Origin of the sequence: Paenibacillus tepidiphilus, from assembly GCF_008635795.1 — a bacterium.
Lineage (GTDB): Bacteria > Bacillota > Bacilli > Paenibacillales > Paenibacillaceae > Paenibacillus_AQ > Paenibacillus_AQ tepidiphilus.
In genome coordinates, this window is sequence record NZ_VWRQ01000003.1 from 41,303 (window position 1) to 68,291 (window position 26,989).

Sequence of the window (26,989 nt, forward strand, 5' to 3'; positions counted from 1 at the left end):
TTTCATAATCGGGGGAGTGCAACTCATGGAATCAGGACGCGGCGGCCAGTACAGTGACCAGAACTGGCTGCGATCCTTTATGTTCACCGTCTTCGGCACAAGTGTGCTGGCGGTCTCTTATTTTCCGCTTTTTTACAGCCATCTCGGCTTCAGCAGCACGCAAATCGGCATGCTGTATGCGGTAGGTCCGCTCATCTCCATTCTCTCCAATCTGTTCTGGAGTATGATGAGTGACCGGCTGGGAACCGTCAAGCGGATCATGGCCATTCTGCTTGCCGGACAGCTCGTCTCGTCCCTGCTGCTCTCCAGAAGCAGCAGCTTTTCGGAAGTTATGCTTATCATATCCTTCTTCTACTTCTTCTATTACCCGATATTTCCGCTCTCGGACACTATGGCGATCAAAATTGCCGAGCGCCACAAGCGCAGCTTCATTTCTATCCGTGTCTTCGGATCTCTCGGCTACTCTTTCTTCGCTCTGACAATCGGTTATGTGCTGAGAGCATTGACTCCTTCCTGGAGCGTCACCCTCTGCATCATCATTATTGTCACTGCTCTGCTGCTGAGCATCGGACTGAAGGATGTGCCGCGCACTCCTGCTCCCAAGCGGACAAAGCCGGCAAACAGCGTTCCCAAAGCCAAGGGCGGAGGAATTACAGAGATCCTGCTGCAAAAGGAGGTGCTCTGGTTCTTCGCCTGCGTCTTCGTGCTTGCCATTGGCCACCGGATGAACGAAGCCTTCCTGACGATCAGCCTGAAGGAAATGCAGGCCGGCGACGAGGTTATCGGCTGGGCGCTGCTGGCCTCGGCACTAAGCGAAATCCCCGTGTTCTTCGCGCTCAGCAAATACGGGGAACGCTTCAAGGAGCTGCCGCTGCTGGCTTTTGCCGCATTGATGTATGGCCTGCGTTTTCTGTTCATGTCTCTCTCGAACGAACCGCTCACAGTCGTGTTTATTCAGGCGCTGCATAGCATTTCCTTCGGCATCTTCTATGTAACGGCTGTCCGTTATATTACACGGATTATACCCGACCATCTCCGCGCGACAGGCATGGCGATCTTTACCGTGGTCTGGTCCAGCGCTTCCGGCCTCTTGAGCGGGACCTTCGGCGGCATGATTTATGAAGACGCCGGAAGAGTTGTCTTCTATATAACCGCAGCCCTCTGTTCCTTGCTTGCATTTATTGGATTTCTGGCCAAACATCTTGCGGATATCGGCGGTATCTCACTCCGGCCCGGAGGCAGGAATAAAAGACGGGATACAGATAGCGTACCATTGCCGGAGCCGGCCGGGCAAGTTCCAGCCGCCGAGCTCGCCGCACCGAACGAAGCAGCGTTATGATTACGAGAACCTTGTGCCGCCCCCGGGCAGCCAGGGTTCTTTTTGTAGCAATACCATCAAACGCAAAAAAACGTACAGTTTCCGAAGAAACTGTACGTTCGTAGTTACTGTGTTCGTCACTCTTGCAAGTGCCTGACATATCAAATATATATGGCGGTCGGCCAATCGTGCCGGACCGTTTCTTATAATTTAACTACGTTAGCTGCTTGAGGACCGCGGTTGCCGTCAGTAATGTCGAACTCTACCGCTTGGCCTTCGTCCAAAGTCTTGAAGCCGTCGCCTTGGATTGCCGAGAAGTGAACGAATACATCTTCGCCGCCTTCTACTTGAAGGAAACCATAACCTTTTTCTGCATTAAACCATTTTACTGTACCTTTCAAATGAACAACCTCCTAAAAATAGCGCCATATATGGCGTATGCTTACATTATACCCCATCTTTTTCTGCAAAGCAATCCATGATTTCCCTTTTGCCGTGAATTTATTTGCTTTTCACTTCCCGGGTGCGTTATCATTGACCCAAAAGCCAAAAATCGCCAGGGTGGTATGACTATGATCAAGAAGCATGAAATATACAAAACCGACAATTGGAACATGATGACCGTTGAGGTGCAGGGTCGTTACATCATCCTTCGTGAAATCTCCGACCAGTGGGGCGAGGACACTCATACCTTCATGAGCCGTCCGGCCATGATGGCATGGGTGCACGGACGCTTCAATAAAGAAGCCTACAAGGATAATGAAGAGGAATACCACAAAATCATCGAAGCATTCAAACAGGTCTGAGGCGGATGGGTAACGATAATATCGCACTCTACGCCGTCGTTGTGCTCTGCCTGGGAGCAGTACTCGTGATGAGCAAGGACAAGCTTCCGCCGCGCTTCCGGCGCGGCATGGCTCTGTCCGCCGTCATTATGATTGCATTAGCCTTTGTCTTCATTATTTACAGTCTGCTGGCATAACTTCTCCGGTTTCGGTCTAACGTTAATAATCAGGATTTGGCAGGGCATACTAAGCTGACCATTAATGATCCGGGAGGCTGCCGTCATGCCCTTTTCTTCCAAGTCTCTGCCGCTACTGCTGGCGCTGTGTCTGCTGCCGGGTGATCCTTCATCCGGCCTTGGCGCCGGCATACAGCATAAGACTACTACATCCCATCATTCAAGGAGGATATCCATGGAACAATTATTGAAGAGAAGCGAAGTACCCGCTGACCACCGCTGGAAGCTGGAAGATATGTTTGCCTCACAGGACGTATGGGATAAGGAATACTCCGAAGTCAAGGAGCTGATCAAGAAAGCAGCGGACTTCCAGGGCAAGCTGGATTCGCCTGAAGCGCTCAAGGCTTGCTTTGAGCTCGATGACCGCCTGTCGCTCCTCACCGAACGTCTCTATGTCTATGCGCATATGCGCCAGGATGAAGACACCGCCGAGCCGGTCTATCAGGCGCTGACCCAGAAGGCCAAGAAGCTCAGTGTCGAGGCCGGAGAAGCTGTTTCTTTCGTCACACCGGAGATTTTGGCGCTGCCGGATGCTAAGCTTGACGAATTCATCGCCGATCCGGCACTCTCCGCTTACACTTTCACGTTGACCGAAATGAAGCGCGAGAAGGCGCATGTCCTCTCCAAGACGGAAGAGGCGCTGCTCGCACAGGTCGGCAACATCTCCCAGGCGCCGTCCAATATTTTCAGCATGCTCAATAATGCCGATCTCAAGTTCCCCAAGATCCGCAATGAGGAAGGCAAGGAAGTAGAGCTGACACACGGCAGTTATATTCAGTTCCTGGAAAGCCCGGACCGGGAGGTCCGCCAGAACGCCTTCAAAGCGGTCTACGAAACATATGCCAAGCAGAAGAACACCATCGCAGCCACACTGAGCGCCAATGTGAACAAGAACGTATTTTACTCGCGTGTCCGCAAGTATCCGTCGGTGCTGGAAATGTCGCTGTATGGCGACAACATTCCGAAGGAAGTCTACACCAATCTGATCGACACCGTCCATGAGAGCCTGCCGCTGATGCACCGCTATATGAAGCTGCGCCAGAAGCTGCTTAAGGTCGATGAGCTACATATGTACGATTTATTCGCGCCGCTTGTGGATGAGTATAAGCTGGATATTACGTTCGAAGAAGCCAAGCAGATTACCAAAGAAGGTCTGAAGCCGCTGGGCGAAGATTACCTGAACGTGCTGCAGGAAGGCTATGACAACGGCTGGATCGATATTTACGAGAACCAGAATAAACGGACCGGCGCTTACAGCTGGGGCTCCTACGGCACCCATCCGTATGTGCTGCTCAACCACAATGACAACCTGAACAGCATGTTTACGCTGGCGCATGAGATGGGCCATGCTCTGCATTCCTATTATTCGGACAATGCACTCAGCTACCGCGATGCCCAATATACAATTTTCCTGGCAGAAGTTGCTTCTACGACGAATGAAGCGCTGCTGATGGATTATCTCCTGAAGAAATCAACCGATCCAAAGGAAAAAATGTATCTGCTGACCTACTATGCCGACCAGTTCCGTACCACTGTGTTCCGGCAGACGATGTTCGCCGAATTCGAGAAGATTATCCACCAGCGCGCCGAGGACGGCGAATCGCTGACCCCGCAGGACCTGTCCAAGATTTACTACGATCTGAACGTGAAGTATTACGGTAAGGATATGGTCGTAGATAAAGATATCGAAATGGAATGGGCGCGCATTCCGCATTTCTATAACAGCTTCTATGTATACAAATACGCGACCGGTTTCTCGGCGGCCACCAGCTTCTCCAAACAGATTCTGGAGGAAGGCAAGCCGGCGGTCGATCGTTACCTTGGCTTCCTGAAGAGCGGCGGCAGCGATTATTCCATCAACATTCTGGCCAAAGCCGGTGTCGATATGTCTTCGCCGGAGCCGATCCGCGAAGCGATGAGCGTGTTCGAAAGCGTCATTGCGCAGATGGAAGAGCTGACCCGATAAGCAGGACCGTCTAGTATTGATTGATCCCTTGCCCTTGGCGGCAAGGGATTTATATTGTCACACGTTCCTGAGGAGGAGATTGTTATGAAATTGCAATGGTCGCTGATTCTCGGCCTCATTTTCGCACTGCTGATTGCCTTGTTTGCCGTAATCAATGTCGATCCGGTACAGGTCAACTTCGGATTCGACCAGGTGAGCATCCCGCTGATCCTGGTAATCCTGGGCTGCGCCCTCATCGGCGGCGTCATTGTCGGAACCTACGGCATCTTCCGCCAGTACAAGCTGCAGAAGCAAATTAAGGGGCTGACGGCGGAGCTGGACAAGCTGCGCAGCAGCGCGCCTCTGCCGGAATTTTTGCCTGAAGCCGACCCTTTTTCTTCCGAAGCTGCGCCCCGTGGGTAAATATTAATTAAGCTGCATCATCACTATCCATTTTATTGTCAGGAGGAGATCCCATTGTTAACTATACATCCACGCGAAGATTACATTCTGTCCGTCCTTACCAAACTGCTGAACACGCCGAGTCCCAGCGGCTTCACCGCCCAGGCGATGAGCCTTGTGGCCGAAGAAGCGGCAGCGCTGAATATTCCATTTGAGTGGAACGAGAAAGGCGGTCTGGTCCTGCGGGTTCCCGGCCTTGACCCGTCCCGCACCATCGGGCTGAGCGCCCATGTGGACACGCTCGGGGCGATGGTCCGCTCGATTAAGCCGGACGGCAAGCTGCGTCTCACCTCGGTCGGCGGCTTCACGATGAACAGCATCGAGAACGAATATTGCGTCATTCATACCCGGACCGGCCTGACCTACACGGGCACCATTCTCTCCAGTCACCCGTCGGTGCATGTGTATTCCGATGCCCGCGATTTCAAACGCTCCGAAGAGAACATGGAAGTCCGCATTGACGAGCTCGTCGCGACCAAAGACGAGGTGCTTAAGCTGGGCATTGGCGTGGGCGATTTCGTATCCTTCGACGCCCGTGCAGTGGTTACCCCCAGCGGCTTCATCAAGTCACGGCATCTGGACGACAAAGCCAGCGTAGCGGCCCTGCTCGGCTTGCTCGAAAGCATGAAGCGGGAGAACTGGAAGCCGCTGCATAATCTGGTCCTACTTATCTCAAATTATGAGGAAGTCGGACACGGCGCAAGCTGGATTCCGGGAGAAATTGATGAAATGATTGCCGTGGACATGGGCGCGATGGGTGAGGATCTCAGCTGCAAAGAAACCGATGTATCCATCTGCGCCAAGGATTCTTCCGGCCCTTATGACTACGCGATGACCAGCCGCCTGATTGAGCTGGCCAACGGGCTGGCGATTCCGTTTGCAGTAGATATTTATCCGTATTACGGCTCCGACGCATCCGCCGCACTGAAAGGCGGCAACAATATCCGCGCCGCATTGATCGGTCCGGGCGTGCACGCCTCCCATTCCATGGAGCGCACGCACAAGACGGCCGTGCTGAACACGGCCAAGCTGCTCGGCGCGTATGTCGGCGCCCATTAAGCCGGCCGGGCGAAGCGGCCGGCGTTCCCGGCGGCGCAGCCTCGGGCTGCTGGCTGCGCTCGCCGCTGTCCTTGCCGCCGCAGGTGGATACCACCTGCTGGCGCGGCCCGACCGGCAGGCCGGAGAGGCCTTCTCCGGCCTGCCGCACCGCTACGCCTACGCATCGGCGGAAGCGCCCGGCGGGGTGCGGCTGCACATCATGACCGTGCAGCCGGAGGATATTGAGCTGCGCGCGGTGAACGCGCCGCTGCGGGGAATAGCCGCCTATGGCATCAACGGCGGCTTCTTCTACGGCACCGACCTCTTGTCGGTGGCGATTGTGGACGACGCGCCGGTCGCGGGCACGCGCGGCGCGTACGGCTCGGGCTGGTTCAACGCGAAATATGCGCGGGGAACGCTGGTCTGGGACGGCGCGGAGGACAAGCTGTCCGTGCAGGTGGTCTCCTCCGGCGACGACATTGCCGTCGCCGACCGCAGCCGCTACTGGGCCCAGGGCGGCATCAGCATGAATCTGCAGCGCGGGGACCTGTGGGCTGCGGCTGCGGAAGCGGAGCATCTGCCCTTCGCAGCCGACAAGCGCCTGCGCTCCGGGCTGGTCTATGATGCCGGAGGGCAGCTCCAGCTGATCGTTACAGATACGCTGAGTACAGCGGAAGAATTCCGCAGCGCCATCCTTAGCAGCATTCCCGGAGAGGGCCTGGAGGGCATCTTCCTCGACGGAGACGGCTCCTCGCAGATGAACGCCGATGAGGCAGTGCTGCCGGGCGATTCCCGGCCCGTTGTGCAGATGATTGCCCTCAGGGGCGAAGAATAAACTCAAACGCCGGAGACGGGGCTACAGCAGCCCGCTCCGGCGTTATTTTTGTATAAGGAATGCTTAAGCTTCTTATTTGAAAGTGAAGGTAGTTCGGATGAGATCCACGTAAGAAGCCAGCTTCAGATATTCGGCCGCTTCCTCCGCATTGCCCGGATCGTACTGCATATCTCCCGGCATCATGACCGCAAATACGTTATCCCCCTTCCGGCCCACCTCCCATGCCCGTACATTCTCCCTCACGATGTCCCCCTGGCTCTCCCATTCCTCCAGCGGCCACACCGCTACGCTAAAGACAATCCCACCGCCCCGCGTAGTAAAGAATATATTTTCGATGCCCGAGTCTTCACTAATCGCGGACTCCACCTTGTACTTTCCACTCCAATATTCCGGAAGCTGCAGGGTAAAACCATACTTGGCGTCCTTGTAAACTGCCGGTACCGGATGTGGCACCGCCTTGCCGTTCACAGCATCCACATGCAGGATGGCGGAGGCATACCCGCGTAAGTCACCTTTTCCCGTTGCGCTAAAGGATTGGGCCTCTACGCCAAAGCCCTTCCCCGAAATCACGGCTTTACCGATGCAGCTGTTCCTGTCATCATAAAAACTCAATGTAGCAGTAACCGAATTCGCTGTATTGCCTACGCCGGCCATTTGCAGCTGTCCGGTGACCAGCGTGTCGCTGCCTGCTTTGGTCAATACAAGGTTGCCGGCGGAGATGCCGGCGTAATCCGGATCAGTCAGATGAAGCTCACCATACCGGACGAAAACAGTCTTTAATTCTGCGTCGTAGCCGACCACAGCCCCAAGCTCTTCACCAATAAAGCGCAGCGGTACATAAGTACTCCCGTCAACGTTCAGTATCTTCGTCCCGCCATTTGCTGCCGCCGCCAAGGCCCCGTTGACTTCAATGGCTGCCGGAAACAGCACTGCCTTGATGCTCTCCCCGGCAAATGCCACCGATGCACTCGCGAGCAACAGACCGCAAACCAGCCCGAGTATGAACTTTTTCAAAATCCAACATCCCCTTCTTCTATTTCATTTCCATATATTTACTCCTAGTATGCTATATAGTTGCGATCCGGGCTGGCTTAAAATATCTACGCTTTATCCGAAATCAGGGGTGTCCCGGACAACCGTTCACCGGCTGCGGAACACCCCATATGCGGCTTGATTAGTGGCGGGACTCTGAATGCTCTACTTAAACGGCTGGAGGCCGAACGGGAAATTACTTATACGCTGTCCGCATCTTGCGCCCGGTCCGGGCTGCGGCGGAGCGCTTCGGTTTATGGATTCGTTTCTTGTGTAAAAGAGGGCGTATACCCCTGCGGCTCCGCACACTGACCTGGGCACAATCCTGATAGCGGACATCTTCATTCTTGTGATCCCGGTTTAGAATGGTCAGCTTCTCGCCCGATTTGGCAATCAGATACCGGACACGGATGCTCTCCTCCGGCGTATTCTCTTCATAAGCGAGCACGGCCGTCAAGCGGATACGCGTCGCCGTCTGTCCGGTTACCGCAACCGATAGCGGAAAGAAATGGACCGTACCCGTATCGCCGGCGATAACATATAGCCTGTTGTTCCGGGTAACCGTCTGCAGGTTGCAGAACATACGGCTGCTCATGTCGGCGCCCCAATACCGGCGGAAGTAAGCGATGACTTTGGCTTTGGTGCTGAATTTCAGCGGCAGCCGGTAATACTCACCGCCATTCTCTTCGATGACCTGGCCATCGTCGGCGGAATCAAACACGTCGAACCAGGCCATTTCGGCGGCGGCGATAAACTCCCGCAGCTCATCTGCAGTCTGTGCTATCCTTGGCATAAGATCTCCTCCTCATAATAAAGTATTGCAGTGGAAGAAAACTGCCCCGGTGCTTGACCAGAAGATGAAGAATATTTGTCTGTTCCCGGCATGAAATTGTATAGACCCCTTGATTGCAATACCAAAAAGGCCTGCAACGATTATCGAATCGTCCACAGGCCTTCTTGATATGGTTCTCATACTATTATGATCTTGCATATTGTACATGCTCTGATGTGCTCAAATCGCTGGCTATTCCCACACCTCATCCAGTTTGTCCGAATAGAAGAGAATAGCCTTATGGTAGGAGCGAATGCCGGGATCCTCCGAGGTCTGCGCCACCAATTGCAGCAGCAATTCCATCGCCTCGCTATGTTCGCCCAGATTATGCAGCGCCATCGCCAGAAAAGCACGGAATTCCTGACGACCGGGATATTCCGCCACCGCCTCACGCAGCACGGCTGCGGCCCGCTCATATTCCCCCAGAGCCCGGTACGTGCTTCCAAGTCCAAGCAGTGCACCCGCCCGCTCCTCGCCGTCCAGTCCCAAGGCAAGCGCCCGTTCGTAATAGGGGACAGCTTCCCGTTCGCGGCCAAGCACATCATGGGTCCATGCCAGCTGATACTGCAGCATTGCATCTTCCGCTCCCCCGCCAAGCAGGGACAGGAGAAGCTCTCTTGCTTCCTCCGCCCTTCCGCTGCCGCGCAGCGCTATGGCCGTCTCGATCTCGGTTGCCACAGTCTCACCTCCTGCCCATTACTACCGCTGCCGGTTTAAGCTTTGCCGCTGGCAGCAATTCGCTCGGCCAGCTCGTTCAAGTAGGTCCAGCGTTCCATCAGCCGCTCCAGTTCGGCTTCGCCCTGACGCTGCTGTGACAGAAGCTCCTGCAGCCGCACCGAATCGGCAAAAGCCGCTTCCATCTCGGTGTTGATCCGGGCTAAATCCGCCTCGGCATTTTCGATCTGCTCGTCGATAGTCTCATATTCCTTCTGTTCCTTGAAGGTGAATTTCAGCTTCTCCCTGGACGGGGCGGCTGCGGCTCCGGCATTCTCCGCCGCAGCAACAGCGCTTCGTTTACCGGCCGCTTCCTCCTTGGCAACACTCTGCACCGGAACATTCTTGGCCAGCCATTCCTCGTATTCGGTATAATCGCCTACATGAATGCGAATCTGCCCGTCCTCGAAGGCAATCAGCTTATCTACAGTTCGGTCCAGGAAATACCGGTCATGAGATACAGTGAACACCACGCCCGGGAATTCTTCCAGATAGTCCTCCAGTACCGCGAGCGTGCCGATATCGAGATCATTGGTCGGCTCGTCCAGCAGCAGCACATTCGGCGCTCCCATCAGCACCCGCAGCAGGTAGAGCCGGCGCTTCTCGCCGCCGGACAGCTTGGCGATCGGCGTCCACTGCGTCGCCGGCGGGAACAGGAACCTTTCCAGCATTTGCGCCGCCGTAATGACACTGCCGTCTGCCGTGCGGACAATCTCCGCTTCTTCCTTGACGTACTCAATGACCCGCATACTGCCGTCCATATCCTGATGCTCTTGTGTAAAATACCCCAGCTTGACGGTAGCGCCCAGCTCTACTTCCCCGCTGTCCGGGGCAAGCTGTCCTGCGATCAGATTCAGCAGCGTCGATTTGCCGCTGCCGTTTGGTCCAACGATCCCTACTCTGTCCTGGGGCACGGCAATGTAATTCAGGTCCTTGATCAAGGTCCGTCCGTCCCACGACTTGGTGAGGTCGTGGATCTCGATGATCTTGCGGCCGAGCCGCGTCGAAGCCACCGAGATATCGAGCGCTCCGCCCGATGTGCCGCCAATGCTGTCCTTCAGCTTCTCGAACCGGTCAATCCGGGCCTTCTGCTTCGTGGACCGGGCTTTGGCGCCGCGGCGAATCCAGGCCAGCTCGGTGCGGAGCAGATTCTTGCGTTTCTGCTCCTCGGATGCCTCCCGCTCTTCCCGCTCGGCCTTCAGCTCCAGGAAGCGCGAATAATTGGCTTCATAGCGGAACAGCCGCCCGCCGTCCAGCTCCAGCATCACGCCGGCGACACGTTCCAGGAAGTACCGGTCATGTGTCACCATCAGCAGGGCACCGCGCCGCTTCTGTAAATACTGCTCCAGCCAGCCGACCGAGGCGGTATCAATATGGTTCGTAGGCTCATCGAGGATAAGCAGCTCGGACGGCGTAATCAGTGCAGCTGCCATAGCCACCCGCTTGCGCTGGCCGCCCGAGAGCGTCTCCATCCGGGCATTGAAATCGGTGATGCCGAGCTTCGTCAGCACCGTCTTGGCCTCGCTCTCCAGCTGCCAGGCCCCGGCCGCGTCAATCTCCTGCCCCAGCTTAACCACACGGGCCTCAAGCGCCGCATCTCCAGGGCTTCGTTCCAGCCCGGCAAGCACCTCCATATACTCCCGCATGACAGCAAGCGCCGGGTCATCCCCGGCGAAGACCTGCTGCAGAACCGTATGCTCCGGTTCGTACGGCGGGTTCTGCGCCAGATACTGCACCCGCACGTTATTGCCGATGGCAATCTGTCCTTCATCGGCGGTGTCCAGTCCGGCGATAATCTTCAGCAGTGTCGATTTGCCGGTTCCGTTCACGCCGATGACGCCGATCTTGTCGCGATCATCCATCCCGAAGGAAGCGTCCCGGAACAATATTTTCTCCCCGTAACTCTTGGATAGATGTTCCACAGTCATTATATTCATTAATGGTTCCTCGCTTGCCGTATAGATTCACGGTATTGTACCGCCCTTGCGCACTCTCTATTCCGCCTGCCGCTTATCCACCTCAGCCGTAAACCGCCGCGCCGCGCCTTCCAGGAACAGCCCTGCGGCAAACGCCGCCCGTCCCTGCGCATCCGCTTCGCTGAATTCGGGATCAAACAGAATGTCCATCTTCAGCCGGTCCAGCATTCCGATATAGGACTGGGCCAGCAGCTCCGCCTCTTCGGCCCCGCCCTGGGACAGTACATTCTGCACCGTCAGCATGTACGTCTTCATGAAATGGCTCATGTACGCTTTCAGCTCGGCATTGTTGTGAGGGGTGCGGAAAAAGAGGTTGGTATGCTGTTTGCGTTCATAATAGTACCGTATATGATGCTCCGCGATCACCACCAGCTGCTGTCCCGTCGTTTCGCAGGCCCGCAGCCTGATCCGCAGATCGTCAATGAAGCCTTCGCAATCGCGGCGGGTAACGGCCATAAACAGCTCTTCCTTATTCTTGAAATATAAATATACGGTGCCTTTGGCTATGCCAGCTTGTTCGGCTACCTGGGATATCTTCGTCTCATAAAAGCCTCTTGCGCCGAACAATTCGTAGGCGGCGTCAAGAATCGCATGGGCTTTGCGCTCTGCAGATAAGCTGTTCAAACCCGGTGCACCTCCTGCTGTCATTTGCTTCTGTATTCCGGGGCCCTGGATATGGGCCCCGGATTGCCCCGGCTTGGCTGCTACAGCAGGCCAAGCCCTAGAGCTACGATGCCGCCGATAACCGAGCTGAGCAGGTTCACGGCGTCATTATTCATCCGCCGCCAGCCGCGCGCCTGAACGGTGGCCTTGCTGCAATGCCGCGCCGCCTCCACTTCGCGGCCGCAGACCGTGCAGCGGTTCATACGCTGCACGGTAGCCCCGAGAATCGAGTCGGCGAACGCTCCCGCCAGTCCGCCGGTGAGCCCGGCGAGGAGCAGCGGCAACACCGGCTGGTCCTCCATTCCGGCGAGCACACGCAGGATTACGGCTGCGGCACCAATCATCAGGCCGCCTGCAGCGGCGGCCAGGGTTCCCGGCCAGGAGACGCCGCCGGACGCACCAGCCGGCAGTACCCTGCCGGTCAGCACCGAGCGGGGCGGCTTCTTAGCCAGGGTGCCAATCTCCGTGGCCCATGTATCGGATGTCACCGTTGCCATCACGCCAATGAAGGCAAGCTCCCAGAGCACGGACGGACTGATGGCGTTCAGCAGGACCAGCAGCATGCCAAGTCCGCCGTTGGCAAATACCTGACCGGCGTCGCGCCGGCCTGTTTTGTCATAGGTCGCCTCCAGCTCCGCCTTATTCTCATGGTGAAGCCTGGACAGCATGCTGGAGCTGATGAAGAACAGCAGCAATATGCCGAACCAGAACGCATTGCCCGCACCGAAATATATAGTGCCCATGATAATTGCAGCCAGTGTGCCGGAGAAGCTGAGCGAGCCTTTGCGGTAAGCCGCTCCGGCCACCAGCAGGGCGCCGCAGAATCCGGCGATCCAGAGCAGAATCTGCATCATCGTTTACCCGATCAGGCAGGAGCCCATCAGCCGCTCGCCCCAGTACAGCTCAAAGGAATCGCCGGCGGCAACCGGTCCCACACCCGCCGGAGTGCCGGTAAAGATAATATCACCCGTACCCAATCCATGGCGCTCGGCAATGAAATCGACAATCCGCTGCAGGGGAAAAATCATATTCTTGATATTGCCGCGCTGCACCTCTACCCCGTTCTTGCGGACCGAGAAATCGGTCGCCTCCAGCTCTTCCCGGTCCGGGAAGGCGATGTACGGAGTCAGCGGCGCCGCATTCTTGAACCCTTTGGCCGCTGTCCAGGGCAGCCCTTTCTTCTGCAGATCGTTGTGGATATCGCGCAGTGTGAAATCCAGGCCCAGCGCCATCGTATCCACCAGCTCCTCTACGGTGATCCCCGGAACATAGTCGCGTGCGATGCGCAGCACCAGTTCGCCTTCATAATGGATTAAGCCGGATTGCTTCGGCAATTCAATAACAGCCTTATCCAGCTGCACCGCCGCGTGTGAGGGCTTCAGGAAGATCAGCGGCTCCACCGGCACCTGATTGCCGAGTTCCTCGGCATGCAGTTTATAGTTGCGTCCTACACAATAAATATTGTTGACAGCAGCGCACATTACACTTCAGCTCTCTTTCCGTCACAGGTATATACATCCTTAATCTAAGCGCAGATCATGCCTTCAAAAAGGTATCGGCCCAGACATCCGGCCGGTTCGTACAGATCATAATGTCCGAATGCATCGCGGCGAGGCGGCGCATTTCCTTGGTCTTGTTCACCGTCCAGGCCATCATCCGGATGCCCCGTTCGGCCAGCAGCTTCGCCAGCACCGGAGTGATGCGCGCAAAGCTGATGGAGAGAAAGGAACAGTCCAGTTCACTAAGCTTGCCCGGAAGATCGCCGGAACGGGAATCAAAGATGAGTCCGGTTTGAAAGCGGGGTTCAAGCTCCTTGATCCGGCGCAGCGCCCCGAGGTCGAACGAGGTCAGTACGACCTCCTCCCGCATTCCCCGTTTATTGACGAGATCAATCACTGCCTGCTCCAGCCCCGGGTACATCGCCCCGCTGGTCTTGAGCTCGATATTAAGCCGCAGCCGGCCGTGGGCCAGGTCCAGCACCTCCTCCAGCGAAGGCACCTTCTCTCCGCGGAAAGCCCGCCCTTTCCAGCCCCCTGCATCCAGGCGCCGGATATGCTCGTAATCCATATCCTTAACCTTACCATGTCCATTGGTGGTGCGGTCCAGCGTGAAGTCATGAATAACCACAGGCACGCCATCCCGGGTTAGCTGCACATCAATCTCCATCCAGCGTACATAAGGCAGCGCGACCGCCATCTTCACGGCAGCCATCGTATTCTCCGGCGCTTTGCCGGAGAAGCCGCGGTGGGCGACACACATATTCTTCATCCTCAGCACCTCCAGCAGAAAATGGACTTCATGTTGCAAACACAGGCTAACGGGCCTGTGTGACCGTGCCGTCATTGCCGATCTTGACAAGTCCGGCCGATAAAGCCTCCACCCGCTGCAGCAGCAGTGCCCCTGAGACTTCGTCCATCGGCACCGGGCGGGCCAGCTCAGCATGCATCGGCGCCAGCTTCAGCCCGCACTCGCCGCCAGCCGTGCACTCCGCCTGGAAGACCGCCGTCTCCCAAGTGGCGGGCACAGTCGATCTTGTAAAGATAAAATTACCGGTGCTGTAGGCAATCCATTTACCCTTGTAGGGCTCAATGCCCTGAAGCACATGCGGATGTCCGCCGATCACCAGATCGGCACCGGCATCGATGAAGCTGCGGCCCAGCGTCTGCTGGGTCCCGTCATATTGCTCCACCCGCTCCTTGCCCCAATGGACCACCACCACAACAAGATCGGCCTTCTGTTTGGCAGCGGCGATAGCCTTCAGGCCTTGCTGGCTGTCATAGACCGCAGCAACGCCTGTCTTGTCCGGCCCGGCAGCCCAACTGCTCTCCGGAATAACCCGCGTAAAGCCAAGGAGCGCAATCCTGATGCCCTTGCGTTCGAAATATTGTGCTGTAAATGCCTCCTTGCTGTTCTTGCCGGCGCCGACATAAGGGATGCCCCGCTCCTGCAAATGCTTGAACGTATCAAGCAGGCCTGGCTCTCCCTGGTCAAGCGTGTGGTTATTGGCCAGATTGACAGCATCCACACCGGCTGCCTTGAGCGCATCCAGCGCTTCCGGCGCGCCCTTGAACACAAACTGCTTATTGGCTGCCCCTACACCTCCGCTAGTAATGGGGTTCTCCAGATTAACCACCGTAAGGTCATCCTTGGTGAACATGCCGTCCAGAGCAGAATAAGAATACGCATAGCCCTGCTTCTGCAGCAGCTCGCCAGCCTTGCCGGCAAAGATTACATCCCCGGCAAAATTAAGGGTCACGGTCGCGCCAGGATCGCCACCTGGCAGCCCCGACACTCCCTGTCCGTCATCTGACGCGTTGCCCGCGGCTGTTCCCGCACTCTCTTCCGGCTTTGCGGTCCCTTCCGCGGAAGGCGGCGGGGTTTCGGTCACTTCGGGAGCTGGCGTCTTCTCCGGCTCAACCGATGGCGACGGGCTTACCGGCGGCTCTGTGGCCGGTGAAGGAGTAACTGTAGGCGAAGGCGGCGGATCAGCGGTTGCCGTCGCAGACACTTCCGCCGTCTCCGGCGGCGGAGCGGAGACACTCTTGCCGGAATCACCGAGAAAATAATAGAGAAGTAGAGCGGAAATCATGAGAAGCAGGCTTACATTTGTCCATGCCCAGACCGTGCGGCGTCTGCGTTTGTTGCTGCTTTGCCGTCTTTGCCTGTTGCTTGATCGCGGCGGATACATGGGTTCAAACAGTCTCCTTTGCCGTTAAAGTGTTTCTATTATAGCATAACTGGCTTCTCCCCACATTCGTGAGCGAGATGGTTTAAGGACCATAACCTTAACAAAATATGGAGCCAAGCACCATCTAATGTGTGAGTAAAGGCCGGGTTGTCCGTGCATATCATCATCAGATTTGAAATGATCAATGAGCTTGTTTGATTTTCGCAACTTAAATGGCTCATTTATGCCGGTTAGCGGTAGTCTAGTTCGATAATCGCCACTTAATAGTAGCCAAAATGATTGCTGAAGCAAATTTTCGTCAAAATAGATGGCGGAAATCCAATTAGCATCGGTAAATAGCCTTATACGCGAAAATTAAGTGGCAGAAATCCAACTACCACCTCGGCCGTATCGAATTGCTGCTGTGTACCATCTAAGTTTCGAGTAAGGGCTGGGAATTCCTTGAATTTAATAAGTGGCAATTCTCCAACTGGGGTGCAGGAGCAGGGACTGTCTGTCGTTCATCCTAACTATATGGAGCTGGCTTCCAGCGGATTCACGCATTTGCTGTAATAATCCTGGGTGGGAGGTTATATCCTTCACTGAAGCCCCTGTCCTTCCAGCCTGATCAGAGAAAAAACTTAGACGCTTCTAACCTTCTCTCGGTTCAAGCCAAAAAGGGCGACTGTCGGAGAATCCGACAAATCGCCCCTTTGGCAATACTCTAGTTCATTATTTACCGGCCGCGGGCCGGCTGCTTCAGCGCTTCCGCCGCGCGCTGAGCCGTTTCCTTGGCCTGCTTGATGCAGTCAGGCATACCGATCCCGTCATAACCCGCCCCGAAGGCGTACACGCCCGGCAGCTTCCGGTTGAGCTCATCGCGCAGCCGGGCAATATTCGCAGGATGGCCTACCGGATATTGCGGCATGGAGGATTTCAGCCGGGTAATCTCTGTAAACAGCGGCACCGCCGTAATGCCCATGATCTCGCGCAGGTCCTTGCGCACAAGCTCCGTAATCGCCTCATCGGGAAGCAGAACATTCTGCTCATCGCCGGAGCGCCCGACATAGCAGCGCAGCAGCACTTTGTCGTCCGGGCTCGTATGCAGCCACTTCGTCGAGGTCCAGGTGCAGGCGGTAATATTGCGGGACTCCTTGCGCGGCACCAGAAAGCCTGATCCGTCATACTCGGTAACGATGTCCTTCTTGTTGAAGGCCAGCACCACATTGGCCACAGACACATAATTGACGGCTTCGAGCGGGGCAACGTCCACATGCGGCTTCAGCAGCTGTGCAGCAGCGAAGTTCTGAACCGTGACATAGATATCGTCGGCCGGGAGCAGTTCGCCGGTCGCCAGCTCCACCTCATAACGGGGCGTAGCATTTGGTGCGGCACCCTCACGAATGCGGATGGCTGACACACTCGTCCCGGTGCGCTGTTCGACGTCGTGCAGCTCCTCGATCAAGGCCTTGACCAGACTCTGCAGCCCGTGACGGAAGGTCAGGAAGGCGCTCTTCTTCGTTCCGGTATGAGTCTCCACCGGCTTCTTGCCGGTAGTCATCCCGCGGATCAGACTGCCGTAACGGCGTTCCACCTCACCGAACTGCGGGAAGGTCGCCTGCAGACTGATCTTGCGCATATCTCCGGCATAGATGCCTGCCAGCAGCGGCTCAGTCATACTCTCCAGCACTTCCGTTCCGAGCCGCCGTTCAATCAGCGAGCCCAGAGACTCATCCTCTGTACTGCGGCGCGCCGGGATGACGAAATCCAGCAGTGCGCGCATTTTGCCGCTGAAGCTGACCAGATTGCTCTTCAGAAACGGCTTGATTTCCGTAGGAATACCCAGCACCAGCCCGGCAGGCATGGAATGCAGTACCCCGCGCTGCAATATGTATGTCTTCTTCGCATTCGGATTCGTCGTTACCAGCTCACTGCCGATTCCCAGCTCCTTGGCCAGATCGCTCATAACGGACTTGCGGGCCAGAAAAGAATCCGGCCCCCGTTCAATCACAAATCCGTCACGGTGCAGCGTCTCAATCTTGCCGCCGAGCTTACCTTCCTTCTCCAGCAGCACAATGTCCGGCTCTATCCCCGCCTGCCGGTAGGACTGGCGGACATAGTGTGCAGCGCTGAGACCGCTGAGGCCCCCGCCGATGATGACGACTTTACGTGAAGTGCCGCTCATGAACGGCCCACCTGCAGATTCCCCGCCTTCTTGCGCACCACATCGCTCAGCACGGCCATATAACCGGGGTCGCTGTTCAGCGATTCAATACGCATCAGGCGCATATCCAGATCGGCAGCCAGCGCCTGGGCTTCAATATCCAGGTCGTACAGCACTTCCAGATGGTCGGAAACGAAGCCTATAGGCGCCGACAGCACATATTTAACCTGAGCCTCGCTCAGATCTTTCATCGTATCCAGGATGTCCGGCCCGAGCCATGGTTCGGAAGTCCGGCCGGCACTTTGCCAGGTGAACTGCCAGTTCTTCACCCCGGTCTTGTCGGCAATCGCCTGCGAAGTCGCCAGCAGCTGGTCACGGTAGGGATCGCCCATGGACAGAATTCTTTCCGGCAGGCTGTGCGCGCTGAAGAGCACCTTCACATCATCGCGGACCGCCCCTGTCTCTTCAAAAGCATCCAGCTTCGCGGCCACTCTGCCGCTGAGCACCTCAATCAGCTGAGGATGCAGGTGGTAGCTCTCCACCGCCTCCAGCTGAATACCGCACTCCTCCGCCTTTTTCTTCGCTCGCTTGATGTACAGGCCGACGCTCATGACGGAATAATGCGGTGCGAGCACCACACCGACAGCATGCTTAATGCCATCCTTCGCCATCGCTGCGACACCGTCCTCAATGAACGGGCGGGCATGTTTCAATCCCTGATAACAGATATATTCCGGTTCTCCCGGGGCACGGTCCCGGTTCAGTGCATCCTGCAGCGCTTCCACCTGACGGTCGGTGTTCTCCCGCAGCGGAAAGACACCGCCGACAATGGCTTCGTAACGGTCCTTAAGCTCCTTTAACTGCTCTGCCGAGGGCGGATTGCCGTGACGGATGTCCGTGTAATATTCCTCCACTCCGTCCATGCTCTCCGGTGTTCCGTAAGACATGACCAAAACGCCGATTTTTGCTGTCATTAAACCCATCTCCTTATACGAATAATGTCCGGATCGAAGTTAAAAGGCATCAAGCTTACGCACGCGGAGCTCCCGATTGCCGTAAAGCCTCCCGGGAGTAAGTGTGCACAAATTCAGTCAGTTCTTTTAGCGTGTCCAGCGAAGCCTCCGGAAATAATCCGTGGCCCAAATTAAATACATAGCCCGGTTCAGCGATTCCTTCATCGATGATTTCCGCAGCCCGCTGCTTCAGCACATCCATCGGGGCCGTCAGAAGGTAAGGGTCCAGATTACCCTGTACGGCAAATCCGTCGCCAAGTCTGCGGCGCCCCTCGCTCAGGCTGACCCGCCAATCCAGTCCAATGACATCGGCCTTGAGGGTGCTGAGACTCGGCAAGAGCTCACCCGAACTGACCCCGGGAAAATAAATTTTCGGTACATCAAGATCCGCCAGCTCGGCAAAGATACGGGAAACGGTCGGCAGCACATAACGCTCAAAGTCCCGGGGCGCCAGAGCCCCGACCCAGCTGTCAAACAGCTGGAACGCCTTGCCTCCGCTGCGCACATGCGCCCGCAGATAGGCGATTACCATATCGCCCAGCTTGCCCATCAGACGGTCCCACACCTCAGGCTGGCTGTACATCAGCTCCTTGGTCCGGTGATAGCTCTTCGAGGGCTTGCCTTCGATCAGATAGCTGGCAATGGTGAACGGCGCGCCGGCAAAAGTGATCAGCGGCACATCCAGCTCCTTATCGAGAATGGCGATCGTCTCCAGAATATGGCCCAGGTCCCCTTCCACATCTACCGGACGCAGGCGGTCCACATCGGCAGCGGAGCGGATCGGCTGCTCGATAACCGGACCAATGTTCTTCACGATGTCAAAATCGACGCCCAGGGAAGCCACGGGATTCATAATGTCGGAGTACAGAATCGCCGCATCCACACCCAGCTTGCGCACAGGCATGAGCGTAACTTCAGCGGCCAGCTCAGGCTGGCGGCAGATTTCCAGCAGCGAATATTTTTCCTTGATTTTACGGTATTCGGGATCATATCGTCCGGCTTGGCGCATGTACCATACGGGCACATAATCGCTCTGCTGCCGCTTGCATGCGCGAATAAAAGTATCGTTGTAGGTCATGATAAAATCTCCATTTAAGTTGGATTTAATAGATTATGGGGAATGTATATTCTTATATTATGCCCGCTTTTTTGGCGGGAAACAACCGAATTGCGTCCAATGAAATGACAATACGATGACATTACTATGACATGTGTTGCACCGGAGAAGGTTATTTTTGTGGTATACTGATGAGAATGTCAAAATTTCGTGAATTTTGTTGGAAGCCCATTTCAGAATCCCTTGAAAGGAAGTGAAAGCACATTGAAGAAGTTGAACCTGGAAACCTGGAAAATCAATCTCATTGTGCTTTGGTTCGGCCAATTTCTCGTCAATGCCGGTATGACTATGATTACCCCGTTTCTTTCGCTTTATCTCGCCAAAGATTTGGGTGTTACCGGCGAGCACGAAATCGGAATGTGGGCCGGCCTCATTTTTGCCGCGAATTTTTTGACCTCTTTTATTTTTCAGCCGCTGTGGGGCAAGCTAGCCGATAAATACGGACGCAAAATCATGCTGCTGCGGTCCAGCTTCGGCATGGCCGTGGTCATTGTGCTGATGGGCTTTGCCCAGACTCCGTGGCAGCTCTTGCTGCTGCGCCTTTTGAACGGAACCATCTCCGGCTTCAATCCCGCCTCCATCGCGCTGGTCTCGGGGACGACACCCAAGCCGCGCATGGGCTTTGCCATGGGGCTAATGCAATCGGGATCGGTGGCAGGCACCATCCTTGGCCCATTGATCGGCGGCGCTCTGGCGGATTGGATCGGGTTCCGGCCGATTTTTTATGTAGTAGGTGCCTTGTTGTTCGTGGCTTCTCTGCTGGCACTGTTCCTGGTCAAAGAGAAATTCGACCGTGCCGAAGCCGCCCAGGTGCCGCAGGTGTCCGTGCTTGAGGGCTTCAAGGAACTGGCCAAGGTTCCGCAGCTGCCCGCCTTGTTCGGCGTAACCTTCCTGCTGCAGTTCGCTATGGTCAGTCCGATGACGCTGCTGCCGCTGTATGTCGAGAAGCTGCACGGCTCTGCGGTCGATATCGCGTTTTGGGCGGGGGTGGTCAGCGCCGTAACGGGCGTTTCCAATATGCTGGCTTCCCCGCTGCTCGGCAAGCTCAGCGACAAGGTAGGCGCACACCGGATACTGACATACGCGCTGGTGGGCGCAGCACTGTTCCTGATTCCGCAGGCCTTCGTCACCACCGTCTGGCAGCTGGTTATCGTACGCTTTCTGATGGGTGTGTTTATGGGCGGCCTGCTGCCAAGCGTCAATGCGCTGATCCGTTCTTATACGCCTGACGGCAAGGAGAGCCGGGCCTTTGGCTTCAACAGCAGCACGCTGGCGCTCGGCAATATGCTGGGCGCGGTCATCGGGGGATTTCTGTCGGGTTACATCGGCATTGAAGGATTGTTTATCATTTCCGGAGGATTCCTGCTCATCAACACGGTCTGGGTGCGCCTCAAATTGTACAAGCACCCCCAGACCCGGTCCTTCCGCTGAGCTGCGTCTTGCAGGGCGTCTACTTCACCCGGGCGAGTGCCAGTCCGTCAAAAGCAGGCAGCAGCGTACTCTCCAGGCGCGGATCACCGGCGATCATCTCATTGAAGCGGCGCATCGCCTGTACAGCGGGCCCGTTCTTCTCCGGATTCAGGGTCCGGCCGCGCAGAAAGATGTTGTCTCCGGCAATTAAGGCGCCCGGCCGGCCCAGCCGGATCGCGTATTCCAGATAGTTCGGGTAATTCTCCTTGTCGGCATCGATGAAAAAGAAATCAAACCGCCGTCCCTCCGCTTCCAGCTGCTCCAGGCTTTGAAGCGCGGGGCCGAGCCGGTATTCCACGGCTTCGCCGAAGCCGGCCTGTGTCAGATGACGCTCCGCCAGCGCGGCGTATTCAGGCTTCAGCTCCAGGGAGGTCAGCCTCCCGCCGGCAGCCATGCCGCGGCAGAGACAGATGCCGCTGTAGCCGCCGAGCGCTCCGATCTCCAGAATGTCGGCTGCGCCGGATAGCTTGGCGAGTAGTGTGAGCAGCCGTCCGTAGCCTGGAGCAATCGACACCTCAGGCATGTGGTTCGCGGCAATGGCCTGCTTGACCTGCAGCAGCAATTCGTCTTCTGCATAAAGCTGTTCGCTGTATTCTTCCTGATTGGGCATATGTTTTTCTCCTTATATTACATTAATGCGGGCTTTCGCCCGGGGTAGGCATTGTGCAGCCCCGCGCATTACCCTATACTTGAACAGAAAAGCCATTTCTTATTGTAGCGGCAATCTGCCGCCATTCACAAGTCAAACGGAGCTGAGAGCATTTGAGCAAATTACAACTGATCGCCACCGCCCCTATGGGGCTGGAAGCTATTGTGGCGCGTGAATTAAATGAACTGGGATATGAAACAACCATTGAGAACGGACGGGTGCTCTTCAGCGGCGATTATAGCGACATCTGCCGCTGTAACCTGTGGCTGCGCACTTCTGACCGTGTGCTGATCAAGATGGCACAGTTTCCGGCTACAACCTTCGAAGAATTATTCGAAGGAGTGAAGGCCGTGAACTGGGAGGATTTCATTCCGGAGAACGGGGAGTTCCCGGTGGAAGGCCGCTCGCACAAGTCGCAGCTCACCAGTGTCCCTGCCTGCCAGGGGATCGTCAAGAAGGCGATTGTTGAGAGGCTGAAGCAGTCCTACCGGACAGAGTGGTTCCAGGAGAACGGTCCTCGTTATGTCGTTGAGGTGATCCTGCTCAACGACATTGCTCTGATCACGCTGGATACAACGGGCCCGGCGCTGCATAAGCGGGGCTACCGCCGTCAGGCGACGGAAGCTCCGATCAAGGAGACGATGGCCGCCGCGCTGATTCAGCTCAGCCGCTGGAACGGCAGCCGCCCGATGTATGATCCGTGCTGCGGCTCCGGCACCATCCTGATCGAGGCGGCAATGATCGCCTGGAACATTGCACCGGGCCTGCGGCGCACCTTCCCGTCCGAGCACTGGCCGGAAATTCCGCAGCGGCTGTGGCAGGAAGCGCGCGAGGAGGCCATCGACTCCGTGCGCGACGACTATCCGCTGCAGCTCACCGGCAGCGACATTGATCCGGCGGCGATTGAAGTCGCCGAAGCCTCCGCGAAGAGCGCCGGTCTCTCCGGCGAGATCACGTTCAAGACGCTGGCCGCCGCCAAGGCGCGGCCGCAAGGGGATTACGGCTGCATTATCACCAACCCGCCTTATGGCGAACGTCTCGGCAACGACAAGGAAGTCGAGCGGCTGACACGCCAATTCGGCGAAATGATGCTGTATCTGCCGACCTGGTCCTTCTTCGCGATCAGCCCGGTCAAGGAATTCGAGCAGCTCTACGGCCGCAAGGCGGACAAGCGCCGCAAGCTGTACAACGGCCGGATCGAGTGCCAGTACTACCAGTACCTGGGCCCGCTTCCGCCCCGTCAGTCCAAGTAAGCTGCGAAAGGAGCTGCCCCGCAAGCCATGATGGCTTTGCGGGGCAGCTCCTTTGACGTTGTGCGGGGAAACCAGCGGCGCCCAGGTGTACCGCTCCAAAAGGCTCATTTCCATGCTCTACCGCAAGGGTAGCCAGCTTGATGGCTTCTTCATTCATAAACAAAAACCCCTCCGGGTACACTCTTGGCCTGCGCCTGAGCGTATGTACGCTGGAGGGGATGTATCGCGGCTTCGGGAGAAGCTACTCCTTCAAAGCCGGCTTCTTAACAAAGGCTTCCGCTTTGGCCAGCACTTCATCCTCGGTAGGAGCACTGACATAGCGGCCGTTAATATAGATAAAAGCGCGTTTGCCGCAAGGCCCGCAATACGATTTGCAGCCGATCTTGATCTCGGCATCGGGCGCCATCTTGCGCAGCTTGGGCAACACGCTCTTTATACTCATGAAATTGCATTCATCGCAAATGCGGATATCGTTAGCCATGGCACAACCCTTCTTCGCTTGCAGTCTTAATGATCGCCGTGATTTCCCTGGGACGGATTGGTGATGACAAAGCCCTCTTCCGGAAAATACAGATAATCAATCTTCACGCCGTCCAGCAGCGGCTGGTTCGGATCGAGAATAACGTCGATTTCCTTGTCCGTCGGCACAATGACGTCGTTCTCCTTCGGCTTGTCCAGATCCATACCGTAGTGGGCATGATCGCCGTGGGCATGAGTAATGAAGACGCGCAGCTTCAGCTCGGCGTTGCCTTCCTGTTCCATTGCTTTCTTTATCACTTTAGCCGCGTTGCGGGTAATTTTGACGTTCATCTCATCCATCTCCCAAACCAAAAGTATAGATACTCAATCATCTATTTTAAGGAATGCGGCTGTTAAAAGCAACCTTATGCATAAAATTTGCAGAAACTACTGCTTATTTCTTGAAAATTATCCCCTTAACGTGCAGCTCTCCGCGTGACCAGCCCCGGGTATTTGCGCTCCATCCGCTCCGCGAACCAGCCCGCCAGCAGCATGGTTACCCCGATATCGTCAATCGGCAGAAACGGCAGCACATCGGGCAGCACCCAGTACAGCACGACCGGCACGGCAAACAGCAGCTTGTCCGACAAAGCTACCTCGCGGGAAACGATATACCGCCAGCTTGATCTGAACAATTGGACCCAGTGGCGCAGCGACAGCCATTTTCTCGGTTTCATCCGGAATCCTCCCCTACGTTGCTATCTTAATTTAAACAAGGATGCATGGAAGATATACTTTCTGCTCTTATAAAAAAGGGCCAGCCGCGAAGCGCATCTCAGGATGATTGCGGCCGTGCCCTTTGCAGGTATATTACGCAAATTTGCAGCAAATGTTTCAATTTTAATTGAAATTTGATAGAATCGCCGCCAAAATTAGTCCTGTCTCCAGCGCCATATCCTCATAATCGGCCAGCGGCAGGGGATTCCTGCCACTGCCCAGTTCGACTGTAAAACCGGGCTTGCGGAAGCGCTGGATGAACCAGTCCTTGTAACCCGCGTCGCTGCCGGTCAGCTCCACGGCCCGGTAGCCGCTGGCCGCTGCCAGCTTGCCGGCCAGCTCCTTGCTGCCCGGCGGCTCGTAGCCGCGGTAGTTCCAGTAGATCTCGCTGCCCTGGCTGTGCAGCGAGACAGCGGCTTCCCCGGGGTGCTGCTCGGCCAGCCGGGCCAGGGCTGCAGCTTCCGGCTCGCTGAGCGGAGCCGGGCCGCTATAATCGCGCGGCGCCGGACCGGGAACGCTCCGCCGTGCCCGCTCCTCTTCCCAGTGGGCGGGAAACTGGTCGCCAAGATCCACGCCGCGGATGTTCGCCTTCCAGTGCCGGAAGCTGCGCCGGCCGGAATTCCAGGCCATCAGCTCCTCATAATGGGCCTCACCTGGCAGAATGCCCTCCTGGACCAGCTCGACGCCATCGGGGTTAGCCAGCGGCACGGCCCACAAGGTCCAGTCGCGGTACCACTGAGCCGGGTCATGACCGTGCCAGCTCCGGCCCTCGGCATAAGCCGCAGCATACTGCTCGATGAACGCCAGCAGACAAGGCGATGTCAGCCACTCGTTGGCGTGAAGCGCCGCATTCACATGCAGATGACGGGCCCCTTCCCCAATCCGGAGCACGTGAAGCGGCTTGCCCAGCACACTGGTGCCTATGGTATCATGCGCAATGAAAGGGTAACGCTGTAGAAGCTTTCCGATGTCTTCCCCTGCCTCTTGCGGCCCGTATTCTCCCCGCAGACTGACAATATGCCGGGAGCCTGCCTGCGGAATAACCAGTTCTTTGCCGGACTGGCAGTGCCGACCGGAGGCAATCCCCGGGTTGACCTGCTCCAGTGCATCGACGCTTATGCCGAACAACGCGGCTATCGAACCGGCGTCATCCCCTTCCTGTACACGGTAACGTCTGCGCGGAGCGTTCGGCAGATACAGAATCTGCCCCGGATATAGATAGGGCTGGCTCCCTGCCCATGGATTTCCCTGAATGACATGCTCCGGTGTCAGCCCGTGCCTTGCGGCGATCCGGCTGACGGTATCTCCTTTACGGGCAATATACTGCTGCATAACCTCATCCTCCCGGCCCTCTAGTAACCGTTATCCCTGTAGACTGCTTTCTCCTGCAGACAACGGGACACAGCCTTCTTCCCATTGTATGCCGGCTGCAGCCTTCGGCATGAACGAAAAGCGCCCGACGAATTGTAAACGTATACATTTTTATAGCAGGTCTGTCCTGTTCAATGCCAAGGCCCCGTAACGAATAGACCGACCTGCAAGCCTTGGTTACGGCTCACAGATCGGTCCGGAATTTTCAAATCGGCACCTATTGCTGCTGGGATTGTCCATATTTCCTTCAGCGCAACGGTCTATAATGTAGATATTTGCCAGACGACCGGCGCGCGCTGCAATTGCTCGCCGAGCCAATCCCTGGCGATCCGCTGGAACATCTCGGCATCGCCGCTGCAAAAAAACTGGTGAATCGGGCTGTCATCCCCGCTGGCCAGCTTGCCCTTGTCGTAGAGAATGGTGCTGATCTCACGGGCAGTCTCATCGGCAGAGCTGATCAGCTTCACGCCGGGTCCCATAACCTTGCCGATCGGTTCAATCAGGAACGGATAATGGGTACAGCCCAGAATAAGGGTATCAATGGGCTCGTATTTGATCCCGTTCAGCGATTCCGCCACTGCATTCTCGCTCTCCGTTGTACGGAAGAGCCCCTGTTCGACATACGGCACCAGCGCCGGGCAAGCCTGGCTGACTACCTGGACGAAGGGGGACAGCTGCTGAAGCGCTGCGGTATACGCGCCGCTCTTGATGGTGCCGACCGTACCGATGACACCGATTCGTCCCGTCTTGGTGGCAGTAATGGCTGCGCGGGCACCCGGATGGATGACGCCAATCACCGGAATCGGTACCTTAGCCGCGATATCCTCCAGCGCTGCTGCGGTTGCGGTATTACAGGCGATCACAATCATTTTGGGATTAAATTGAATTAAATAGTCCACGATTTGTTCGGTGAATAACTTCACTTCTTCGGTTGAACGGGGTCCGTACGGAGCTCTCGCCGTATCGCCGAAGTAGATGATCTTCTCCCTTGGGAGCTGTCTCATTACTTCCTTGACGACCGTAAGCCCCCCTACTCCTGAGTCCAATATTGCTATCGCTTGCTGCACGAACACACCGCTTCCTTTTACTCGTTTTGTGTAGCTTATGTAAGGCCAAATTAAAGTGTACCTGGGCCGATGCCCCAATTGCAGATAATACTCCATTTGGCGGCGCAGTTCAAGAGAATCAAAAAAGCCGCCCTCCGCCCATACGG

The 26,989-nt window shown here is 56.4% G+C and carries 28 protein-coding genes; 9 read left to right on the plus strand and 19 right to left on the minus strand.

The window, feature by feature from the left end; genetic code table 11:
- The first annotated feature begins 25 nt into the window (after positions 1 to 25).
- Positions 26 to 1,339, plus strand: a complete 1,314-nt coding sequence (locus F1379_RS04400) for an MFS transporter (protein WP_150266779.1) — start codon at positions 26 to 28, stop codon at positions 1,337 to 1,339.
- Positions 1,340 to 1,521: 182 nt separating this feature from the next.
- Here F1379_RS04400 and F1379_RS04405 read toward each other — a convergent pair whose 3' ends face one another.
- A complete protein-coding gene (locus F1379_RS04405) occupies positions 1,522 to 1,719 on the minus strand; it encodes a cold shock domain-containing protein (protein ID WP_019911834.1) in 198 nt (65 codons plus the stop codon).
- A gap of 171 nt (positions 1,720 to 1,890) precedes the next feature.
- On the opposite strand from F1379_RS04405, the gene F1379_RS04410 reads away from it, so the two are divergent.
- The 6 genes from F1379_RS04410 (at position 1,891) to F1379_RS04430 (ending at position 6,619) form a co-directional block, all read left to right on the plus strand.
- On the plus strand, positions 1,891 to 2,124 hold the full coding sequence (locus F1379_RS04410; RefSeq protein WP_150266781.1) for a hypothetical protein: 234 nt from the start codon (positions 1,891 to 1,893) through the stop codon (positions 2,122 to 2,124).
- Positions 2,125 to 2,129: 5 nt separating this feature from the next.
- Positions 2,130 to 2,300: a hypothetical protein gene (locus tag F1379_RS29975; RefSeq protein WP_203457034.1), complete on the plus strand. Its 171-nt coding sequence runs from the start codon at positions 2,130 to 2,132 to the stop codon at positions 2,298 to 2,300.
- 214 nt (positions 2,301 to 2,514) lie between these two features.
- The gene (pepF, locus tag F1379_RS04415; protein WP_150266784.1) at positions 2,515 to 4,305 is read left to right on the plus strand and encodes an oligoendopeptidase F; all 1,791 of its coding nucleotides are present in this window, start codon (positions 2,515 to 2,517) and stop codon (positions 4,303 to 4,305) included.
- Positions 4,306 to 4,389: 84 nt separating this feature from the next.
- A complete protein-coding gene (locus F1379_RS04420; RefSeq protein WP_150266786.1) occupies positions 4,390 to 4,707 on the plus strand; it encodes a LapA family protein in 318 nt (105 codons plus the stop codon).
- A gap of 54 nt (positions 4,708 to 4,761) precedes the next feature.
- A complete protein-coding gene (locus F1379_RS04425) occupies positions 4,762 to 5,805 on the plus strand; it encodes a M42 family metallopeptidase (RefSeq protein ID WP_150266788.1) in 1,044 nt (347 codons plus the stop codon).
- Positions 5,789 to 6,619: a hypothetical protein gene (locus tag F1379_RS04430; protein WP_150266790.1), complete on the plus strand. Its 831-nt coding sequence runs from the start codon at positions 5,789 to 5,791 to the stop codon at positions 6,617 to 6,619. The genes F1379_RS04425 and F1379_RS04430 overlap by 17 nt, the downstream gene beginning before the upstream one ends.
- A 72-nt stretch (positions 6,620 to 6,691) precedes the next feature.
- Here F1379_RS04430 and F1379_RS04435 read toward each other — a convergent pair whose 3' ends face one another.
- The 12 genes from F1379_RS04435 to hemE form a co-directional block, all read right to left on the minus strand.
- Positions 6,692 to 7,633, minus strand: a complete 942-nt coding sequence (locus F1379_RS04435; protein WP_162551073.1) for a stalk domain-containing protein — start codon at positions 7,631 to 7,633, stop codon at positions 6,692 to 6,694.
- A gap of 214 nt (positions 7,634 to 7,847) precedes the next feature.
- A complete protein-coding gene (locus F1379_RS04440; protein WP_150266795.1) occupies positions 7,848 to 8,444 on the minus strand; it encodes a DL-endopeptidase inhibitor IseA family protein in 597 nt (198 codons plus the stop codon).
- Between the two features lie 231 nt (positions 8,445 to 8,675).
- A complete protein-coding gene (locus F1379_RS04445; protein ID WP_150266797.1) occupies positions 8,676 to 9,161 on the minus strand; it encodes a tetratricopeptide repeat protein in 486 nt (161 codons plus the stop codon).
- 35 nt (positions 9,162 to 9,196) lie between these two features.
- The gene (locus F1379_RS04450) at positions 9,197 to 11,134 is read right to left on the minus strand and encodes an ABC-F family ATP-binding cassette domain-containing protein (RefSeq protein WP_150266799.1); all 1,938 of its coding nucleotides are present in this window, start codon (positions 11,132 to 11,134) and stop codon (positions 9,197 to 9,199) included.
- A gap of 57 nt (positions 11,135 to 11,191) precedes the next feature.
- Positions 11,192 to 11,797 carry a TetR/AcrR family transcriptional regulator gene (locus F1379_RS04455; protein ID WP_239004552.1) on the minus strand — a complete coding sequence of 202 codons (606 nt, stop codon included), beginning with the start codon at positions 11,795 to 11,797 and terminating at the stop codon, positions 11,192 to 11,194.
- Between the two features lie 80 nt (positions 11,798 to 11,877).
- Complete coding sequence (locus F1379_RS04460) at positions 11,878 to 12,678, minus strand: DUF92 domain-containing protein (RefSeq protein WP_150267368.1); 801 nt, start codon at positions 12,676 to 12,678, stop codon at positions 11,878 to 11,880.
- Between the two features lie 15 nt (positions 12,679 to 12,693).
- Positions 12,694 to 13,317 (minus strand): fumarylacetoacetate hydrolase family protein, encoded by a 624-nt coding sequence (locus F1379_RS04465; RefSeq protein ID WP_150266803.1) that lies wholly within the window; start codon positions 13,315 to 13,317, stop codon positions 12,694 to 12,696.
- Between the two features lie 55 nt (positions 13,318 to 13,372).
- Positions 13,373 to 14,104, minus strand: coding sequence for a glycerophosphodiester phosphodiesterase (locus F1379_RS04470; protein WP_150266806.1), 732 nt, complete (start codon positions 14,102 to 14,104; stop codon positions 13,373 to 13,375).
- A gap of 46 nt (positions 14,105 to 14,150) precedes the next feature.
- Positions 14,151 to 15,524 (minus strand): CapA family protein, encoded by a 1,374-nt coding sequence (locus F1379_RS04475; protein ID WP_150266808.1) that lies wholly within the window; start codon positions 15,522 to 15,524, stop codon positions 14,151 to 14,153.
- A 715-nt stretch (positions 15,525 to 16,239) separates the two neighbouring features.
- Entirely contained in the window at positions 16,240 to 17,688 is a 1,449-nt protein-coding gene (hemG, locus tag F1379_RS04480) for a protoporphyrinogen oxidase (protein WP_150266810.1), read from the minus strand.
- Positions 17,685 to 18,641, minus strand: a complete 957-nt coding sequence (hemH, locus tag F1379_RS04485; protein ID WP_150266816.1) for a ferrochelatase — start codon at positions 18,639 to 18,641, stop codon at positions 17,685 to 17,687. Before hemH ends, hemG begins: the two co-directional genes overlap by 4 nt.
- Positions 18,642 to 18,696: 55 nt before the next feature.
- A complete protein-coding gene (gene hemE, locus F1379_RS04490) occupies positions 18,697 to 19,758 on the minus strand; it encodes a uroporphyrinogen decarboxylase (RefSeq protein WP_150266818.1) in 1,062 nt (353 codons plus the stop codon).
- Between the two features lie 258 nt (positions 19,759 to 20,016).
- On the opposite strand from hemE, the gene F1379_RS04495 reads away from it, so the two are divergent.
- Complete coding sequence (locus tag F1379_RS04495; RefSeq protein ID WP_150267371.1) at positions 20,017 to 21,228, plus strand: MFS transporter; 1,212 nt, start codon at positions 20,017 to 20,019, stop codon at positions 21,226 to 21,228.
- Between the two features lie 19 nt (positions 21,229 to 21,247).
- Here the strand turns inward: F1379_RS04495 and F1379_RS04500 are convergent, their stop codons facing one another.
- Entirely contained in the window at positions 21,248 to 21,877 is a 630-nt protein-coding gene (locus F1379_RS04500) for an O-methyltransferase (protein ID WP_150266821.1), read from the minus strand.
- A gap of 152 nt (positions 21,878 to 22,029) precedes the next feature.
- Between F1379_RS04500 and F1379_RS04505 the strand changes: the two genes are divergently transcribed.
- Complete coding sequence (locus F1379_RS04505; protein WP_150266824.1) at positions 22,030 to 23,169, plus strand: THUMP domain-containing class I SAM-dependent RNA methyltransferase; 1,140 nt, start codon at positions 22,030 to 22,032, stop codon at positions 23,167 to 23,169.
- Between the two features lie 241 nt (positions 23,170 to 23,410).
- Here the strand turns inward: F1379_RS04505 and F1379_RS04515 are convergent, their stop codons facing one another.
- The 5 genes from F1379_RS04515 to racE form a co-directional block, all read right to left on the minus strand.
- The gene (locus F1379_RS04515; protein WP_150266826.1) at positions 23,411 to 23,650 is read right to left on the minus strand and encodes a YuzB family protein; all 240 of its coding nucleotides are present in this window, start codon (positions 23,648 to 23,650) and stop codon (positions 23,411 to 23,413) included.
- A gap of 26 nt (positions 23,651 to 23,676) precedes the next feature.
- Entirely contained in the window at positions 23,677 to 23,979 is a 303-nt protein-coding gene (locus F1379_RS04520; RefSeq protein ID WP_150266827.1) for a HesB/IscA family protein, read from the minus strand.
- A 125-nt stretch (positions 23,980 to 24,104) separates the two neighbouring features.
- Positions 24,105 to 24,365, minus strand: a complete 261-nt coding sequence (locus tag F1379_RS04525) for a hypothetical protein (RefSeq protein WP_150266829.1) — start codon at positions 24,363 to 24,365, stop codon at positions 24,105 to 24,107.
- Positions 24,366 to 24,528: 163 nt separating this feature from the next.
- Positions 24,529 to 25,737 carry a M14 family metallopeptidase gene (locus F1379_RS04530; RefSeq protein WP_150266832.1) on the minus strand — a complete coding sequence of 403 codons (1,209 nt, stop codon included), beginning with the start codon at positions 25,735 to 25,737 and terminating at the stop codon, positions 24,529 to 24,531.
- Between the two features lie 299 nt (positions 25,738 to 26,036).
- Entirely contained in the window at positions 26,037 to 26,843 is an 807-nt protein-coding gene (gene racE / locus F1379_RS04535) for a glutamate racemase (RefSeq protein ID WP_150266834.1), read from the minus strand.
- Positions 26,844 to 26,989: the final 146 nt, after the last annotated feature.